This window comes from Snodgrassella alvi (assembly GCF_002777855.1).
Lineage (GTDB): Bacteria > Pseudomonadota > Gammaproteobacteria > Burkholderiales > Neisseriaceae > Snodgrassella > Snodgrassella alvi_E.
Genome location: NZ_MEIK01000034.1, coordinates 147,312 through 165,201 on the forward strand (window position 1 = coordinate 147,312; position 17,890 = coordinate 165,201).

At 43.2% G+C, this 17,890-nt stretch carries 15 protein-coding genes; 2 read left to right on the top strand and 13 right to left on the bottom strand.

Annotated elements, in window-relative coordinates; translation table 11 throughout:
* Positions 1-384: 384 nt before the first annotated feature.
* Positions 385-891, bottom strand: a complete 507-nt coding sequence (luxS, locus tag BHC43_RS06480; RefSeq protein WP_100156853.1) for an S-ribosylhomocysteine lyase — start codon at positions 889-891, stop codon at positions 385-387.
* Positions 892-910: 19 nt separating this feature from the next.
* On the bottom strand, positions 911-4,846 hold the full coding sequence (gene purL, locus BHC43_RS06485) for a phosphoribosylformylglycinamidine synthase (protein ID WP_100156854.1): 3,936 nt from the start codon (positions 4,844-4,846) through the stop codon (positions 911-913).
* A gap of 165 nt (positions 4,847-5,011) precedes the next feature.
* Here purL and BHC43_RS06490 point away from each other — a divergent pair, with 165 nt between their 5' ends.
* Positions 5,012-5,350 carry a P-II family nitrogen regulator gene (locus tag BHC43_RS06490; protein ID WP_100139980.1) on the top strand — a complete coding sequence of 113 codons (339 nt, stop codon included), beginning with the start codon at positions 5,012-5,014 and terminating at the stop codon, positions 5,348-5,350.
* An 84-nt stretch (positions 5,351-5,434) separates the two neighbouring features.
* Here BHC43_RS06490 and BHC43_RS06495 read toward each other — a convergent pair whose 3' ends face one another.
* From BHC43_RS06495 to dapA, 11 genes are all read right to left on the bottom strand, one after another.
* A complete protein-coding gene (locus BHC43_RS06495; RefSeq protein ID WP_100139981.1) occupies positions 5,435-6,025 on the bottom strand; it encodes a biotin transporter BioY in 591 nt (196 codons plus the stop codon).
* A gap of 83 nt (positions 6,026-6,108) precedes the next feature.
* Complete coding sequence (hslU, locus tag BHC43_RS06500) at positions 6,109-7,446, bottom strand: ATP-dependent protease ATPase subunit HslU (RefSeq protein ID WP_257377995.1); 1,338 nt, start codon at positions 7,444-7,446, stop codon at positions 6,109-6,111.
* Between the two features lie 58 nt (positions 7,447-7,504).
* Complete coding sequence (hslV, locus tag BHC43_RS06505) at positions 7,505-8,038, bottom strand: ATP-dependent protease subunit HslV (protein ID WP_100139982.1); 534 nt, start codon at positions 8,036-8,038, stop codon at positions 7,505-7,507.
* 227 nt (positions 8,039-8,265) lie between these two features.
* Positions 8,266-8,823 (bottom strand): hypothetical protein, encoded by a 558-nt coding sequence (locus tag BHC43_RS06510; protein WP_100139983.1) that lies wholly within the window; start codon positions 8,821-8,823, stop codon positions 8,266-8,268.
* Positions 8,824-9,079: 256 nt separating this feature from the next.
* Positions 9,080-9,898 (bottom strand): symmetrical bis(5'-nucleosyl)-tetraphosphatase, encoded by an 819-nt coding sequence (locus BHC43_RS06515; protein WP_100139984.1) that lies wholly within the window; start codon positions 9,896-9,898, stop codon positions 9,080-9,082.
* 67 nt (positions 9,899-9,965) lie between these two features.
* A complete protein-coding gene (locus BHC43_RS06520; protein WP_100139985.1) occupies positions 9,966-10,352 on the bottom strand; it encodes a RidA family protein in 387 nt (128 codons plus the stop codon).
* A 39-nt stretch (positions 10,353-10,391) separates the two neighbouring features.
* Positions 10,392-11,591 (bottom strand): radical SAM family heme chaperone HemW, encoded by a 1,200-nt coding sequence (hemW, locus tag BHC43_RS06525; RefSeq protein WP_100156855.1) that lies wholly within the window; start codon positions 11,589-11,591, stop codon positions 10,392-10,394.
* Positions 11,584-12,195, bottom strand: coding sequence for an RdgB/HAM1 family non-canonical purine NTP pyrophosphatase (gene rdgB, locus BHC43_RS06530; protein ID WP_100152413.1), 612 nt, complete (start codon positions 12,193-12,195; stop codon positions 11,584-11,586). The genes hemW and rdgB overlap by 8 nt, the downstream gene beginning before the upstream one ends.
* A complete protein-coding gene (locus tag BHC43_RS06535; protein ID WP_100152414.1) occupies positions 12,188-12,427 on the bottom strand; it encodes an NGO_0222 family membrane protein in 240 nt (79 codons plus the stop codon). The genes rdgB and BHC43_RS06535 overlap by 8 nt, the downstream gene beginning before the upstream one ends.
* A 1,721-nt stretch (positions 12,428-14,148) precedes the next feature.
* Complete coding sequence (bamC, locus tag BHC43_RS06545; protein ID WP_100156857.1) at positions 14,149-15,297, bottom strand: outer membrane protein assembly factor BamC; 1,149 nt, start codon at positions 15,295-15,297, stop codon at positions 14,149-14,151.
* 46 nt (positions 15,298-15,343) lie between these two features.
* Positions 15,344-16,219, bottom strand: a complete 876-nt coding sequence (gene dapA / locus BHC43_RS06550; protein ID WP_100139991.1) for a 4-hydroxy-tetrahydrodipicolinate synthase — start codon at positions 16,217-16,219, stop codon at positions 15,344-15,346.
* Positions 16,220-16,442: 223 nt separating this feature from the next.
* On the opposite strand from dapA, the gene BHC43_RS06555 reads away from it, so the two are divergent.
* Positions 16,443-17,837 (top strand): nucleobase:cation symporter-2 family protein, encoded by a 1,395-nt coding sequence (locus tag BHC43_RS06555; RefSeq protein ID WP_100156858.1) that lies wholly within the window; start codon positions 16,443-16,445, stop codon positions 17,835-17,837.
* The last annotated feature ends 53 nt before the right edge of the window (positions 17,838-17,890 follow it).

Genomic DNA, 17,890 nt, shown 5'->3' on the forward strand with positions numbered 1-17,890 from the left:
AGTTATTCTTTCTAGCACAAGTAAAGCAGAAAAAAACAGTGACAACACAAAATGTAGTGGTCAACTGTTATTCTGAACACAATATACTGGTTTTTTGCTTTAAAAAAAAGACTTGTCAAAACCGACTATATCCGCTTCTTCATAATGAATGGGTTAAGTGATGTAATGATTTTGTTGATAGACAAATGGTTTGGCTAAGTTTGGCGTGTTTTGAATTAAAGTGTAAAAATTGCTATCTATTTTTAATTTGTATTAGTTTTTTTTTATCAGCTTTTAAATCTATGCTGTATCTGGCTAGTTTTACTAATAAAAATGAAAACTGTCTAAAATATAAGCCGTGTACCACTTCACTTATTTTTAGACAGTCGTAATCGTGTTTCGCTTTTAGTGTTGCAATAGTGACTCATCTAGTTTCAAGTCATTGTTGTAATTAATGCTTATTTGACTGTCGAGTACTTTTTGGGCGATGGCCTTGGCTTCTTCCAATGAGTGCATAATATAGCTGCCACACTGATAACGGTTCAGTTCAGGTATCTGGTTTTGGTTGGCTACAGATAGCACATCCTGCATCGCAGCAGCCCATGCTCTGGCTACTGTGGCTTCATCTGGTGAGCCAATCAGACTCATGTAAAAGCCGGTGCGGCAGCCCATGGGAGAAATATCGATAATTTCCACATTGTTGCTGTTGAGATGATCGCGCATAAAACCAGCAAACAGATGTTCGAGTGTGTGCATGCCTTTTTCCGGCAGGATGTCCTGATTGGGGTGACAGAAGCGTAAATCAAATACGGTAATTTCGTCCCCTTTAGGAGTAGACATGGTTTTGGCTATGCGTACTGCCGGGGCATGCATACGGGTATGGTCTACTGTAAAACTATCCAGTAATGGCATGATGTTTCCTTTGTCGATGTTAGCCTAAAACTTTGCGGGCACTGGCAAATAGGCGGTACCAGCCAGACATTTCTGGCCAGTTACGCGGTGCCCAGCTCATTTGTGCGGTCTGGAAGACCCGTTCCGGATGCGGCATCATGATGGTTACTCGCCCATCCTGACTACACACACCGGCAATACCAGCCGGAGAACCGTTAGGGTTCAGCGGATAAGTATTTGTGACCTGATTGAGACCGTCTACGTATTGCAGGGCAATATCTAGCTCCGACGGCAAATCAGACTGTGGTAGATGGCTGAAATCTGCTCGTCCTTCCCCGTGACTCACCACTACCGGTAAGCTGCTGCCGGCCATATCGGCCAAAATCAATGATGTTGATTTTGGCACGGTCACCATACTCAGGCGAGCTTCAAACTGTTCGGAAATGTTGCGGCGAAAACGTGGCCACAATTGTGCACCTGGGATTATTTCAGCTAGATTGCTCAGCATTTGGCAGCCATTGCATACACCCAGTGTCAGCGTGTCCTGACGGGCAAAAAATTCGGCAAATTTCTGCCGCAGTTGCTGATTAAATAGAATACTTTTTGCCCATCCTTCACCGGCGCCGAGCACATCGCCATAGCTGAAACCGCCGCAGGCAGCCAGTAGCTGAAAATCTTCGAGACTCACCCTTCCAGTAAGCAAATCACTCATATGTACATCATAAGCTTCAAAGCCAGCACGGCTGAAAGCAGCAGCCATTTCTACCTGCCCGTTGACGCCTTGTTCACGCAGTATGGCTGCTTTAGGCTGTTTGCCGCGCTGAATAAATGGCAAAGCAATATCTTCGGCCGGATCAAAGCTCAATTCAGCAAATAATCTGGGTAAATGCTCTTGTTCGAGTAAGGCAAACTCACTGTCTGCACAGTGCGGATTGTCGCGTAAGCGCTGCATGTGATAGCTGGTTTCGCTCCAGCTTTTTTGTAAATCTACGCGGTTTTCATTTAGCAGAACTGTATTTCCGTGATGTACCATCAAACGGTCAGTCGTATTGATGTGACCCAGTATGTGCAGGGCATCAGCCATACCAGCATTGGCAAAAGTCTCTTGAATGCGAGCTAAATCGGTATTGTGTATTTGAATCACTGCTCCCAGTTCTTCATTAAACAGGCAGCGTACTGCTGCATCCTGAAGTTTCTGGTTGTGACTCAGATCGTTGATTTGCCGGATTAACGAGGCAATGTCGATGGTGACGCCGATGTGCGCTGCAAACATCATTTCAGCCAGTGTGACCACTAACCCGCCATCGCTGCGGTCATGATAGGCCAGAATTTTCTGTTCCTGAATTAATGACTGAATAATGCGGAAAAAATCAGCCAATAGAGAGGCGGAATTGACATCGGGAGCCTGGCCAGTAAGATTTTTCCATACTTGTTGTAAGGCGCTACCACCCATACGGCTGTGACCCTGTCCCAAATCAATTGCTAACAGTGTAGTATCGGGTATATTTTGTAGCTCCGGTGTGACGGTGTGGCAGACGTTGTTTACTGGCGCAAATGCGGTAATCACTGCTGTGAGTGGTGACACCACTCTTTTTTCCTCTCCGGTATCATGCCAGATGGTTTGCATAGAGAGAGAATCTTTACCAACTGGTATACTCAGCTTAAGTTGCTGGCACAGTGTCGATACTGCCGCCACTGTTTCATACAGACGGGCATCTTCACCAGCAAAACCACAGGCTGCCATCCAGTTGGCAGAGAGTTTGATTTTATCTAGCGTGCCAATGTCTGCAGCAGCAATGTTGGTTACTGCTTCACCGATGGCCATGCGTCCTGAAGCAGCGCCGGAAAATAAAGCCAGAGGTGATTTTTCACCCATGCTCATGGCCTCGCCCAGCAGCGTGTTAAAGCCCATTTTTGTTACGGCTACGTCTGCAACAGGAGTCTGGAATCGTCCTACCATCTGGTCACGATGGGTCAGTCCACCGACACTGCGGTCACCGATGGTAATTAAAAATTGTTTACTGGCTACGGTTGGCAGGCGTAATACACGGTACAGGCTTTCGCGTATGTCTAGCCTGCTGCCGTCAAAAGCTGGGATAAATTCGGTAACGGTACAATCAGTACGGGTAATTCGGGGTGGTTTGCCCAATAAGACATCTAGCGAAATATCTACCGGCAGATTGTCAAATAAATCATCGCGTAATTTTAATTGACCATCATCAGTGGCAGTGCCTACTATAGCGAACGGACACCGTTCACGCTGGCAAATGTTTTGAAAGATAGCCAAATTTTGAGGCAATATAGCCAGCACATAGCGTTCCTGTGCTTCATTACACCAGATTTGCAGTGGGTTCAGGCCATGTTCTTCCAAGGGAATGCGGCGTAACTCAAATGTGGCACCGCGACCGGCATCGTTTACCAATTCGGGAAAGGCATTGGATAGACCGCCTGCACCGACATCGTGAATGGATATAACCGGATTATCGGTGCCCATCTGCCAGCAGCGGTCAATAACTTCTTGTGCACGCCGTTCCATTTCTGGATTGCCGCGCTGCACGGAATCAAAATCCAGGTCGGCGTGATTAGCGCCGGTGCTCATGCTAGAAGCTGCGCCGCCGCCCAGTCCGATTAGTAATCCCGGACCGCCAAGCTGAATAAGTAATGCTCCGGCTGGAATGGTATCTTTGAAAACCTGTTGTGCCTGAATATTTCCGAGACCGCCGGCAATCATGATGGGTTTGTGAAAACCACGCATAGTGCCGCTAAATAACTCTTCAAAGGTGCGGAAATAACCCAGCAAATTGGGGCGACCAAATTCGTTGTTAAATGCTGCACTGCCTATTGGGCCATCAAGCATGATATCTAGGGCACTGCTGATGTGTGTCGGCTTACCGTACTGATTACGGCTGGCTGTGTATTGTTCCCAAGGCTGGGTAAATTCGGGGATGGAAAGGTTGGATACGCTGAATCCGCTCAACCCCGCTTTAGGACGAGCTCCTTTTCCGGTTGCGCCCTCATCGCGGATTTCTCCGCCCGAACCAGTGGCTGCACCAGCGAAGGGAGCAATGGCAGTCGGATGATTGTGGGTTTCCACTTTCATCAAAATGTGGGTTTCTTCCGCATTAAATTTATATTGCTGTTGTTGATTAGGCCGCGGATAGAAGCGTTCAATATTCGCACCAGTAATAATGGATGAATTGTCTTTATATGCTACCAGTGTACCTTGGGGGTGTGCCTGATGAGTAGCGCGGATTAGGCTAAACAAGGATTGCGGCTGGGTTTTGCCATCAATAATAAATTCAGCATTAAAAATTTTGTGGCGACAATGTTCTGAATTTGCTTGTGCAAACATCATCAGCTCAACGTCGCTGGGATTGCGTTGTAGCTGCTGATAATTTTCTGCCAAATAATCAATTTCATCTGCAGACAAAGCCAAGCCCATTTGCCGGTTGGCTGTTTCCAGTGCGCTTTTGCCCTCAGCTAGTACGTCTATATAATTGAAGCTCTGTGCTGATGAGGTATGAAAAAGTTTTATTGCTTCTTTTTCTGACGTAAGCACACTTTCAGTCATGCGGTCATGCAATATTGTTTGCCATTTATCCTGTTCCTGCTGACTGAGCTGGCGTGAAAAAGAATACAGAATACCGCGCTCGATGCGTTCAATCATGCTCAGCCCACAATTGCGGGCAATATCAGTGGCTTTGGAGGACCAGGGAGAAATGGTGCCCAATCGAGGAATAATAAGTAGCTGAGTTCCAGACAGTTCGTGGCTGCTCTGTGGTCTGGCACGCAACAGTTGTAATAATTTCTGTTGATTGTCGGATGTGATTTCGGCGGATGAAGCCACGAAATAGCGGTATTCGCTGTTTATCTGAATCTCGCAGTTCAGTTGCAGTTTTGCTGCCTGCTGTAACAGTTTTTCGATACGGAATGGTGAAAGTGCGGCCTCGCCGCACAGTGACAGTACAACTGACATGATGAGGTAAGCTCACTTTGATAGTGGGTTTTGGCTGAGGCGCAATTTTACGCGAAAAACAAGAGTTTTGCTTAATTTTATGTTGTAAGGCAGTGCTGGTTTGAGTTTCAGATACGGTTATGGTAGTTTTTACTTGTGTGGATACAGTTATAGGGAAGTGCACGTATGAAAAAGATTGAAGCAATTGTAAAGCCTTTTAAACTGGACGATGTTCGGGAAGCATTGTCTGACGTTGGTTTTAGTGGCATGACTGTATCTGAGGTGAAAGGATTTGGGCGCCAGAAGGGGCACACAGAAATATATCGTGGTGCGGAGTATGCAGTGGATTTTTTACCCAAGGTAAAAATTGAGCTGGTATTGCCAGATGATCGGGTAGAGCAGGCTATTGAAACTATTGTGGCTGCCGCACATTCGGGCAAAATTGGTGATGGTAAAATTTTTGTGTTGCCAGTAGAAGAAGCGGTACGTATACGTACCGGTGAGCAGAACGAATCAGCTATTTAATCGCAGTCTTGAACTACAACCCGTCTAAAAGCGCAGACTATTAATAATATCTGTGCATTTAGACGGTTTATTTTTGTTTGAAACTTAATGATTCAGTGACCCAGAATGCCGCCACAAGGCAAACATGATTAAACTGGCTATAAAAAATTTAAGTAAATCAAAACCGGCAAAGGGTAGATAGCCAAGTTCTACTGCATGATAAATGCCGATATGCAGATAAAATGCCAGATAAACAACTCCAAACACAAAAATAATTTGATGTGCCAGAGCAAATGCACATAAGCCGCTGAGAAAATGCCGATCATAGCCTCGTTCAGCAGCTAGTCCAGCCAGATAGGCACTGACAACAAATCCGTATAGGTAACCTGCAGAAGCCGATACCAGTACGTTAATGCCGCCATGGCCGCCAGCAAAAAATGGCAATCCGCATGCACCAAGTAGTAGATACTCAAGTATAGCCAAAACACCAAGCTTGCGCCCAAGGCCGGCACCGGTCAGTAATACTGCTAGTGATTGCAGGGATAATGGCACTGGCTGCAATGGGATACTAATATTGGCGGATAAAGCCATCATTAATGCGGCGATGGTGGTGGCCAGTAGCTGGTACTGCCATCCTGTTAATGAATAGCGTTGATGAAGATAAGGTTGATGGGTTTGAGTCAGTGTAGTAATCATGAAACGCCGTCGATATAATTGAGATACGGTGAAGAAATAATCAGCCAGATAAAAAAAGCGGCCGCAGCCGCTTCATTGATGGTTTATAGTACGTATCGAGCCAGATCTTCGTCTTCGACTATATCCTGCAAACGCGCATTAACATAAGCTGCATCAATGGCGATGTCTCCTGCAGGCGCTTCAAAGGATACTTCTTCGAGTAGCTTTTCCATAACCGTGTGCAAGCGGCGTGCGCCAATATTTTCGGTTTTTTCATTCACTTGAAAAGCAATTTCTGCAATCCGAGCAATACCATCTTCGGTAAATTGTAATTTCACATCGTCTGTTGCCAGTAAGGCTGTATATTGTTCAGTCAGATTGGCATTTGTGCTGGTGAGGATGGCTTTAAAGTCGTCCACACTTAAATTTTTTAGTTCCACTCGAATGGGAAAGCGGCCTTGTAATTCAGGTATCAGGTCGCTGGGACGACTGAGATGAAATGCACCAGAAGCAATAAACAGTACATGATCGGTTTTAATCATGCCATATTTGGTTTGAACGGTTGTTCCTTCCACAAGTGGGAGTAAGTCCCGCTGAACGCCCTGACGTGATACGTCGCCACCATGGCGGTTGCTGTCTGTGGCAATTTTGTCAATTTCATCCAGAAAGACAATACCGTTCTGCTCTACTGCTTTGATGGCTTGTTCACGTAATTCATCCTCGCTGATAAGTTTGGCAGCTTCTTCATCCAGCAATATCTTCATCGCTGCGCTGACTTTCATTTTCTGCGCTTTGGTTTTACCCTGACCCATGTTGCTAAACATGTCTTGCAGCTGGTTGGTAAAATCTTCCATTCCTGGAGGACCCATTACCGACATGGCTGGTGAAGGAGTGGCGGCAATTTCAATTTCAATTTCTTTATCGTCCAATTCTCCTTTACGTAACATCTGCCGGAATTTTTGACGTGTATGATTTTCCGGTTGAGCCTCCTGTGGTTCTCCTGCAAAGCCAACTGTGCGAGGAGGAGGTAGTAGCGCATCTAAAACGCGGTTTTCTGCGGCATCCTGAGCTCGGTCGCGGTTTTTTGCAATGGTCTGGCTGCGGATGTTTTTCAAGGCTATTTCAATCAAATCTCGAATGATGCTGTCTACGTCGCGGCCGACATAGCCAACTTCAGTAAATTTGGTAGCTTCTACCTTGATAAAGGGTGCATTGGCCAGACGGGCAAGACGGCGTGCAATTTCGGTTTTACCTACGCCGGTGGGGCCGATCATGAGAATATTTTTCGGGACAATTTCACTTTGTAATGGTTCGGCAACTCTGCTGCGGCGGTAGCGGTTTCTCAGTGCGACCGCTACAGCACGCTTGGCCTGATTCTGGCCGATAATGTGTTTATCCAGTTCATGAACGATTTCGTTTGGTGTCATTACTACTGTACTCATCTTGTTCCTATCATAGGGCTGAACCGATGCTAATGATTTAAACTATCGGTCAAGACAATTATAAGGTTTCGATTGTATGGCTCTGGTTGGTATAGATGCAGATATCACCGGCAATTTCCAGTGATTTTTTAACCACCACTTCAGGTTCAAGTTCCGTATTTTCCATCAGTGCCCGCGCAGCAGACTGCGCGAATGCACCACCGGAACCAATCGCAGCAATGCTTTGTTCTGGTTCAAGTACGTCACCATTACCAGTAATCACTAAGGTATTTTTTTTGTCGGCTACAATCAGCATGGCTTCCAGTCGGCGTAAAGCACGGTCGGTACGCCATTCTTTGGCCAGCTCAATGGCAGCCAGCATCAGCTTGCCCTGATGTTTCTGTAATTTGCTTTCAAACAGTTCAATAAGTGTGAAGGCATCGGCAGTGCCGCCGGCAAATCCAGCCAGCACTTGATTGTTATAAAGTTTCCTTACTTTACGTGCAGTACCTTTAATAATAGTGTTCCCCAATGTCACTTGACCATCGCCACCGATGGCGACGTTTTCGCCGCGCCGAACGGAAATAATGGTGGTGCCGTCAAATTGTTGCATGTCTTATGATCCTTTGCTGATCAACAGTCGCCATAACTGTTGGGAAAAATAACTGCCTTTAAATAAGGGCGCTGATGCAGGCTTTCAAGACATCAGGATGAGAGTAAATAGGCCTAATGTATATGTCTGAAGTATGAATTACCGGATATAGCCCAAAGTTTAAGCCTGAATTTCATCAGTAAAAAAAACGGCAACCTCTGAGGCTGCCGTTTTTTAAACATGGTTACTTATTTTTTGTGTTTGTATACTTTTTTGGTAGTTACAGTTTTAGTAGTTCTAACAGTTTTTGTTTTTGCAGGAGCTGCAGCGACAGCAACGGTACCATTATCAACTACACAGTTTTGAGTAACGATTTGCGGAACAATTCTTTCCTGACCATTAACAACCTGTTTGCTAGGCTGTAATAAGCCTAAAGCGCCTACTTTATCTACAGTATCGCTAGTAGCAATTGCTGTTTTCCAAGTGATACCTTCAGGAGAAACGAATGTATTGTAATTTACGTCACGCGCGTCACGCATCATCACTGGAGAAAGTTTACCCTGATAGTTTACCTGTGCAGCCACAACGTTTTGGCCTTGTAGACCATACATTACACGTAAGTTGTTTTTAGCGTTGCCAGTACCGCAAAGGTAAGAAACTTCTTTACGTCCGTCAATCTGTACATTGGCAGTAGTAGCAGCGGCAGTTGCAGTTGATTGTGCAGCGGGGGCTTTGTGATGAGATTTGGAAGCACAACCAGTCAGTGCAAGCATTAACAAGACAGCAGGAACTAGAACTTTTTTCATGACAACTCCTTCAAGTATTTATGAATAAATTATTAGATAACATAAGCCATGATACTTGGCTTAGGTAAAGAAGCAATAGATGTATCTTAGTCTTTTTTAGCTAATGTAGGTTAGTATTAAAAATGACTAAATAAACGTTATCGTTACTGAGTTAATAGTACATGATTAAAAAACTCTGCACAACTCAATGTTTTAAGAACAGAAACTATTTATCACTTTGATAAAGGTAATATTTTAATTATTATTTTACCGGCATTTAATTTTCAAAATTTAACTTTGTTTGACTTGGTGTCTGTACCACGCTTCCGTTTTTAAGGTTGTAAGCTGTGAGACTTCCGCCCCATAGTGCTCCGGTATCGACACAAACAACATTGTCTTGATGGTACAGTCCTAATGCTGACCAATGGCCAAATAAAATGGTTTTGTCTGTATTTTGTCTCGCAGGTGCTTTGAACCACGGCATTAACTGAGATGGCATATCACCAAGCATACCTTTGTAATCAAAATCCATGGCGCCATCAACGGTAAGTGCACGCATACGTGTGAAGCTGTTAGTAATAAAACGCAGCCGTTCATCGCCATTGAGGTTGTTGTTCCAGCGTACGGGTTTATTGCCATACATACGGGCAAAAAACTCTTGCGGATTGTTTTGTAATACGGTTTCCACTTCTACCGCTAGCCGTTGTGCCTGTTTGCAGTTCCATTCCGGCCAAATACCAGCATGTACCAGCACATAATCTTGTTCCTCACGGTAAAGAGGTTGCTGGCGTAGCCAGTCAATTAAATTTGTTCTGTCTGGGGCATTGAGAATGTCACTGATGGTGTCGCCACGCTTGAGTTTGCCATGACCGTAATGCAATGCGAGTAAATGCAAATCATGATTGCCGAGAATAGTCTGCATACAGCCATCATGCTGTTTGACCAGACGCAATGTTGCCAGAGACTGGGGGCCGCGATTGACTAAGTCACCAGTGAGCCAGATAGTGTCGGTACCGGGATTAAAATTTAGTTTATTTAGAAGCTGTTGAAATTCAGTCAGACAGCCTTGTATATCGCCAATCACATATTGCGCCATATTTACTCTCCAGTTCGTTCAGCTACAGGCAGTCTCAATACTTGCCTGTGCTGAACGAGTCTGACTGTTATTTTTCTAAAACTAGTATAGCTTCAGCTTCTACCAGTACGCCTTTAGGTAACGCAGACACTTCTACAGCGGCACGAGCTGGATAGGGTGCAGTAAAGTATTGCGCCATAATTTCGTTGAAGGTGGAAAAATTGCTTAAATCAGTGAGATAGGCGTTTACTTTCACCAGATCATTCAGATTACCACCGGCTGCCTGTGCTACAGCCTGTAGGTTTTTGAATACTTGATGAGCCTGCTCAGCAAAGCCACCTGCAACAACTTGCATGGTCTCTGCTACCAAGGGAATCTGTCCAGACAGATATACTGTATCCCCTACACGGACAGCCTGCGAATATGCGCCGATAGCAGCGGGTGCCTTATCAGTATGAATAATGGTTTTGCTCACAATGCTACTCCTTCGTATTAAAAGGGTTGTCAAAAAAAATCAGGCTTTCAGAAATAAAGCCAACAAGTCATTGAGAAAACTGCGTCCGAGTGTTGTAGGGCGCAGAAAGAATGGGTTGGCATCTAATAAGCCGCGTTTAACAGCTTCACTGATAGCTTGCTGGATTACCGACAGTGGAAGTCCGGTACGCTCATTAAACCATGCACTAGGTACACCGTCTGTTAAACGTAAAACATTAAGCATGAATTCAAATGGCAAATCCCCGGCAGCAACTGACTGGCGGCTAATGGCGCGTTGTGGTTGCTGCTGCATGCTTTGTATATAGTCTTTGGGATGGCGGCTGCGGGTGGTGCGCACAATTGACTGAGCGCTGGATATTTTACCATGTGCTCCGGCTCCGATACCGATATAGTCACCAAACTGCCAGTAGTTCAGATTATGCTGACATTGCTGATGTGAACGGGCAAAGGCCGACGTCTCATAATGGATAAATCCGGCTTGCTTTAAAGCAGAATGCACGACTTCTTCTATATTGGCAAGGTGGTCTTCATCCGGTAATTGTGGCGGCGGGGTATGGGCAAAAGGAGTGTTAGGCTCAAGAGTTAACTGATAGGCACTGATATGCTGTAAACCAGTGGCAAGAGCAGTTTGAATATCTTCTTTTGCCTGCATAAGAGTTTGTCCGGGTAATGCATACATCAGATCTATATTTACTTTGGGAAACAGGGATAATCCGACTTCGATAGCTCTTAATGCATCATCACGACTATGGATACGTCCCAATGTGGCTAGCTTGTCGTCAGCAAAGCTTTGTACACCAATTGACAGACGGTTAATACCGGCTGCAGCATACCCGGCAAAGCGTTGGCGTTCAAAGGTGCCTGGGTTAGCTTCCAGTGTTATTTCAGCAGCGGGCTGCAGATTAATGCGGGCACGTATACCACTCAACAATTGTTCCAATGACGCAGCAGATAGAAGACTGGGCGTGCCGCCACCAATAAAGACAGTATGTACCGTCCTACCCCAGAAATAGGGAAGCTCGGCCTCAAGATCGGTAAGTAAAGCTGAAATATAAGCCCGTTCATCAAGCTCTTGTTTCAACTGATGCGAATTGAAATCACAGTACGGACACTTACGCACACACCAAGGTACATGGATATACAGGGATAAAGGAGGTAAATTTGTCAAATTGGGCGTGGCTGTCTGGTTATTGTGCAATGGTAGAGAAAACTCAGACATGCAGATTTAAACCGGATTGTTGCTTTAATTTAGTGAGTAAAATATTCAGCGCCTGCGCACGATGGCTGACACGATTTTTTTCGTCTTGACTCATTTGTGCTGCTGTGAGGTGCTGTTCGGGAAGATAAAAATGCGGGTCATAGCCAAAACCATTGTTTCCAGTTGCCGTGGATTGCCACAATCCCCGCCAGATGGCATCAGCAATGACTGGCTGTGGATCATCTGGATGGCGTACTAGCACCAATACACAGACGTAAAATACAGTTTTATCGCTGAATGGTTGTAAGTCGGCATCCAGTTTGGCATTGTTGGCTGCATCTGATTTGGGTTCTGTACCGGCGTAGCGGGCGGAATAAACTCCAGGTGCGCCTTTTAGTGCATTGGCACAGATACCTGAATCATCTGCCAATGCCGGTAAGCCGCTATAGCGGCTGGCATGGCGGGCTTTTGCTAAAGCATTTTCAACAAAAGTAATATAAGGTTCTGGACATTCTGGAATATTGAATTCTGCTTGTGGCACTATTTCAATATTTAATGATTGTAGCAGACGCTTGAACTCAGTTAATTTACCCTGATTATTACTGGCAAGAACAATTTTATTCATGTTTAACATCTTTAGAAGATAAAGCCCGATATATTTGCTGGGCAGCACGTTCACGTAATGTGAATGCCAACGCTGCAAACTGGCCTAATGCGCTAACAAATGCGAGTAAACAGCAAATCAGCGCAATATTGCGCTGATTTTGTACCCAATAATAGCAGCCCAATATTATCCAGCCAATAAACATGAATGTACATGATGCTAGAATAAGTAATAAAAGTTTGAATTTTGTCATTTACGCAGGCTCAAAAACAACAGTATAGCGACAAATATGTTTTATTACTTAAAATTTAATGATTTTGCGTTGAATCAGTTTCACGTTTTAATTCAAAAAATGTTAAAGCGTTAACTAAATACAAATCTAACAAAAGTGATGCCATTTAATACTGTAGATATTAAGGTTTTTGTTTTTGTCCTAGTTTAGATAATTTCAAGCTTAATGGAATATCCACAATTAAACAAAATATACTGATAATAAAGCATACAGTGCTGTATGTTGTAAGCTGTTGCTCTTTTTGAAAAAGAAAATAGCCAGTGAAAAACGACACTATAAATACAATAAAGCTAATGCTAAGGAGAATTATTATTTTGAACATGGTTTTTAAATAAAATGTATAAAAGTATAAAGAAATGTTATTTAATTGAAGTTTACCTTATTTAATCTTAAAATTCCATATGTATTTTATTTTTCTAAAGTTTAGATTCTAGTTAGTTTTTTGTGATGTTAAGATGAGATTTCTGGCGAACATTAATCAGTTTAATGGTAAAGGGTGCAATAATAATCAATCCTGTAATAGCTATTGCAAAGCAGCACAGGCAAATACCATAAGAAATAATGGATATCTGTAAAAAAGATAGTACCCAATATAAATGCTTTAATAAACATGAATATACATGACGATAGAATAATTAATAAAATTTGAATTTAGTCATTTACTCAGGTTCAAAAACAACTGTATAGCAACAAATTTTTTTATTACTTAGACATTAGGTGATTTTGTGTTAAATCAGTTTCACGTTTTAATTCTGAAAGATGTTAAAGCGTTAACTGTATACAATTCTGACAAATGTCATGCCATTTAATACTACTGATGATAAAGCATACAGTACTATATGTTGATAGCCGTTGCTCTTTTTGAAAAAGAGAAAAGCCAACGTAAAAGGACACCATAAACAGAATAAAGTTAATGCTTAAGGGAATAATTATTTTAATCATTGTATTTAAAATAAATATATAAAATCTTAAAAATTGTTATTTTAGTTTAGCTTGCCCCATGTAATTTTGAAAATTATTTTGTATTTCATTTTTTTAAAGTTTAATTCTAGTCAGTTTTTTGTGATGTAAGATTGGATTTCTGGCTGATTTTAATCAGTTTAATTGTAAAGGGTGCAATAATAACCAATCCTGTAATACCAACTGCAAAACAACACAAGCTGTACCATAAGGGGTAACGGATGTCTGCAAAAAAGATGGTACCCATAATAAATGCAGCAATTATCAGTATAGATAGAAAACTATAACTGATTATCATTTTTTTCATATTAGTCGATTCAAGAATTTTTTAAGATAAAAACAAGTGTAGCTTATTTGCCAGCTATTGTATCTGATGACGCTTTATTATAGATAATGGTTCTTAAAAACTTAAGATTATTGTGTTGATACTGTTTTATTTATCAAAATAATTTATAGTCACGATTTGATTATCAAAGAGCTGCTAAAAGTATCTTACAGTATTGTTGTGCGATAGTGTTTAACTCATATTTGAAGTTTATAAAGAAAAATAATCCATATCAGGACATTAATGTAATTAACGATATGGTTTTTTTTATATTAGGTTTGCTTAAGAGTTTCGCTACCAGAATCAAATATTGAAAAGTAAATTAAAAAAAGAAAATTTTTGTGCAAAGTAAAAAGTTTGCTAATAAAAAAGCCTGCTTTAAGCAGGCTTTTGGTTTTTATCGCAACTGCTGATCAAGTTGCTGAATCCATTTTTTACCATCTTTACCGGTATAAGGTGTACCGTCAACATTGGCTAGACTGACGCGTGTTCCTCCATCTTTTAATGGTTGAGCCAATACCATCAAACGCGGCTGCTCTTTAGGCTGTTGCTCGCGTTCGATTTTTTTGCTGCGACCAAACATGCGGCTAAACAGCCCCGGTTTTTTGTTGGTTACAGATGAGGCTTCAGCAGCGGCCACTTCCACAAGATAGGCATACTGGCTCTGATTTTCGCCAATAACATTTAGCCCTACGCGATCCAGTGCCAGAGCAACGCGGCGCCAGTTGCGTTCCTGTGGGCCAAGCAGATAAACACTACTGCCATCGGTTCTGGCCAAAGCGTTCTCATTGGGATTTTGCTGTTGAGCGGCTACCTGTTGCTGTACCTGTTTGGCATCTGCACCTAAATATTGCATGAAGCGTGCCAGAAATGCTGCTTCTAGTTCAGGTTCATTAGGGCGTGGCTGCCATGCGGTACTGTCACCATCTTTGCTGGTATAGACTTCTTTCATGCCTTTCTGGCTGAAGAAGACATCAGTACCACCCTTATTGTTTCTTTCCAACCGGATGGTAAACATATCACGTTCACCACTGGAGTAAACGCCACCCAAGCCTACTTTTTCAAATATACCGCGAATGGCATCTGAAGGCAGTTTGGCCCGATTTTCAGCCCAGTTGGTCTGCATTAGGCCGATAGATGGTTCTTCACGTTCTATAGTAAAGCCCTGCTCTTGCCAAAAAGCTTTCAATAGAGGCCATAACTCAGCAGCTTGTTTATTGTCTACCGTTAACCAACGGATGCTGCCATCACGTTGAAAATGAATATCCGGTACTTGTGTCAATACCTGTGTATTGGCTGCGGGCTGGTTTTTGTTGTTGCGTTTGTTCAGATCACTGGCACGGACGGCACCATTAATCAGCGAGCTGCCTGGAGCACTGAAACGATTACCTTGATTGGGATCAGTCAAATCTGGCGGTACATCCAGCTGAACAATTTTTTTATTGTCTGACTGATAATCGAGTTTAGGTAGGTTTTCTTTTTTACTGGCACAAGCGGCAAGACTGGCTGCCAGCAGGGTCAGGACAACGGTTTTACTTATATTCATATCGGCCACTTTCTGTGTGTATTTTTCTGATATGGTAGGCTTATGTTCAGATCAAGCCGGCTTCGTGCATGGCTGCTGTTACTGTGGCCTGTCCTGCTTCAGTCAACTCCGTAATGGGAAGCCGGCATACCGGACTGATTTTACCGATCCGGGACAGTGCCCATTTAGTAGGTGCCGGACTGGGTTCGCAAAAAAGGTCGCCATGCAAACGCTGTAATTTATCATTCAGGCTTCGAGCACCGGCTATATCACCGCGTAGTGCAGCATGACACATGTCGGCAAACATTTTCGGAGCTACATTGGCTGTCACACTGATAACACCATGTCCACCGCATAATAGGAATGCCATCGCGGTAGGATCATCGCCAGAGTAAACTGCAAAATTTTCGGGAACATGTTTAAACAGATAACAAGCACGGCCGATGTTGCCAGTGGCTTCTTTGATTCCGACAATATTGTCTATCTGAGCTAGCCGTAAAGCAGTATCCGGTTGCATATCGGCAACAGTGCGTCCTGGCACATTGTACAGAATCATCGGAATAGAAGTAGCTTCAGCTATGGTCTTGAAATGGCGGTATATGCCTTCCTGATTGGGTTTGTTGTAGTAAGGCACTACTGATAGTGTCATATCCGCACCAGCTTGCTGTGCTTCTCGAGCAAGATAAATGGCTTCGTGCGTATTATTTGCGCCTGTACCGGCAATCACTTTAATGCGTCCGGCTACGTGTTCTACAGCAGTTTTAATTACGTTTAGGTGTTCATCAACACTAAGGGTTGCTGATTCACCTGTGGTTCCTACAGCGACAATAGCGTCGGTACCGGATTCGATATGCCAGTCAATAAGCTGTTTGTATTGGTCGTAATCAATACTACCATCTGCATGCATAGGCGTTACGATGGCAACCAGGCTGCCTGTCAACATAATTCTACCCTTTACAGGAGAGCTAAAAATGTGATGATTGTAGCGTATTTTATCCCTTGATGGAAAATAGGCCGTTCATAATGTGTTTTGATAAAAGTGGTTTGCTTGAGTTAAAGATTTTATTACTCAATTGTCTGATGTAGATTAAATGTATCAGGTTAGCTTAAAATACGGGGCTTTATATTCGTTTTTTGCAAGTATAAAGCAAATAAGAAAGGTTGACATGGCCGATAATCCCTCTGTTGTTAAACAAGAAGAACGCTCTGATCTGGTCTATGGTCTGGAGGATAAACCTCCAGTTTTTAATGGTTTGCTGAGTGCATTAACCCATTTACTCGCTCTATTCGTACCTATGGTGGCTCCGGCTTTAGTGGTGGGCGGCGCACTGAAACTACCGGCAGATATGACTGCCTATTTGGTATCGATGTCTATGGTTGCTTCAGGTGTCGGTACGTATATTCAAGTGCACCGTTTCGGGGTGATCGGTTCTGGGCTGTTATCGATTCAATCGGTTAATTTTTCATTTGTTACTGTGATGATTGCGCTAGGACTGGGCATGAAGGAAAACGGGATGAATGAACATACCATGATTTCTACTTTATTGGGCGTCTCTTTTGTGGGCGCCTTTTTAGTAGTCGGAGCATCATGGCTATTGCCGTTTCTGAAAAAAATTATCACTCCTACGGTAAGTGGAGTAGTGGTATTGATGATAGGCTTAAGCTTGATTCATGTCGGGATTACCGATTTCGGCGGGGGGCTCACCGCTAAAGCTAATCATACATTCGGTTCATGGCCGAATCTTGCTCTTTCTACTTTTGTTCTTTTTACCGTACTGTTATTTAACTGCTTTCGCAATGCATGGTGGCGTATGGCAGGTATTGCGGTAGGTTTGATTTCTGGTTATGTAATCGCCATTTTTATGGGTATTGTTGATTTTTCCAATCTACATGATCTGCCGTTGATTACCATTCCAATTCCATTCAAATACGGTTTTGCTTTTGACTGGCATGCATTTATGGTAGCAGGTACCATTTATCTTCTGAGTGTATTTGAAGCTGTTGGTGATTTAACTGCTACTGCTATGATATCCAATCAGCCGGTGGACGGAGCAGCCTATACTAGCCGCTTACGCGGTGGAGTCATGGCCGATGGCTTGGTTTCTGTAATTGCTACTGCACTTGGTTCATTACCATTAACTACATTTGCTCAGAATAATGGTGTGATTCAGATGACCGGTGTTGCATCTCGTCATGTAGGCAAATACATTGCAGTGATTTTGGTGATATTGGGCTTGTTCCCTTGGGTTGGCGCAATTTTTACCACTATTCCGAGCCCGGTTCTTGGTGGCGCAATGGTGGTTATGTTTGGTCTGATTGTTACAGCAGGTATCCGTATTATTATCACAGCTGGTATTCGCCGCCGGGAAGCAGTTATCTGTGCTACTTCTTTAGGATTGGGGTTGGGCGTAGCTTTTGAGCCGGAAGTATTTGCTCAGTTGCCTATTCTGTTTCAAAACGCGATTTGTATGGGGGGTATTGTGGCTATTATACTGAATATTTTACTGCCCCATGATAAAAGTGAACCAGCAGTATATTTGAGTGATGATATTCCTCATTAATTTATTTATGCTGAATGGAAGACTGCCTTTTTAAGGCAGTCTTTTTATTATGT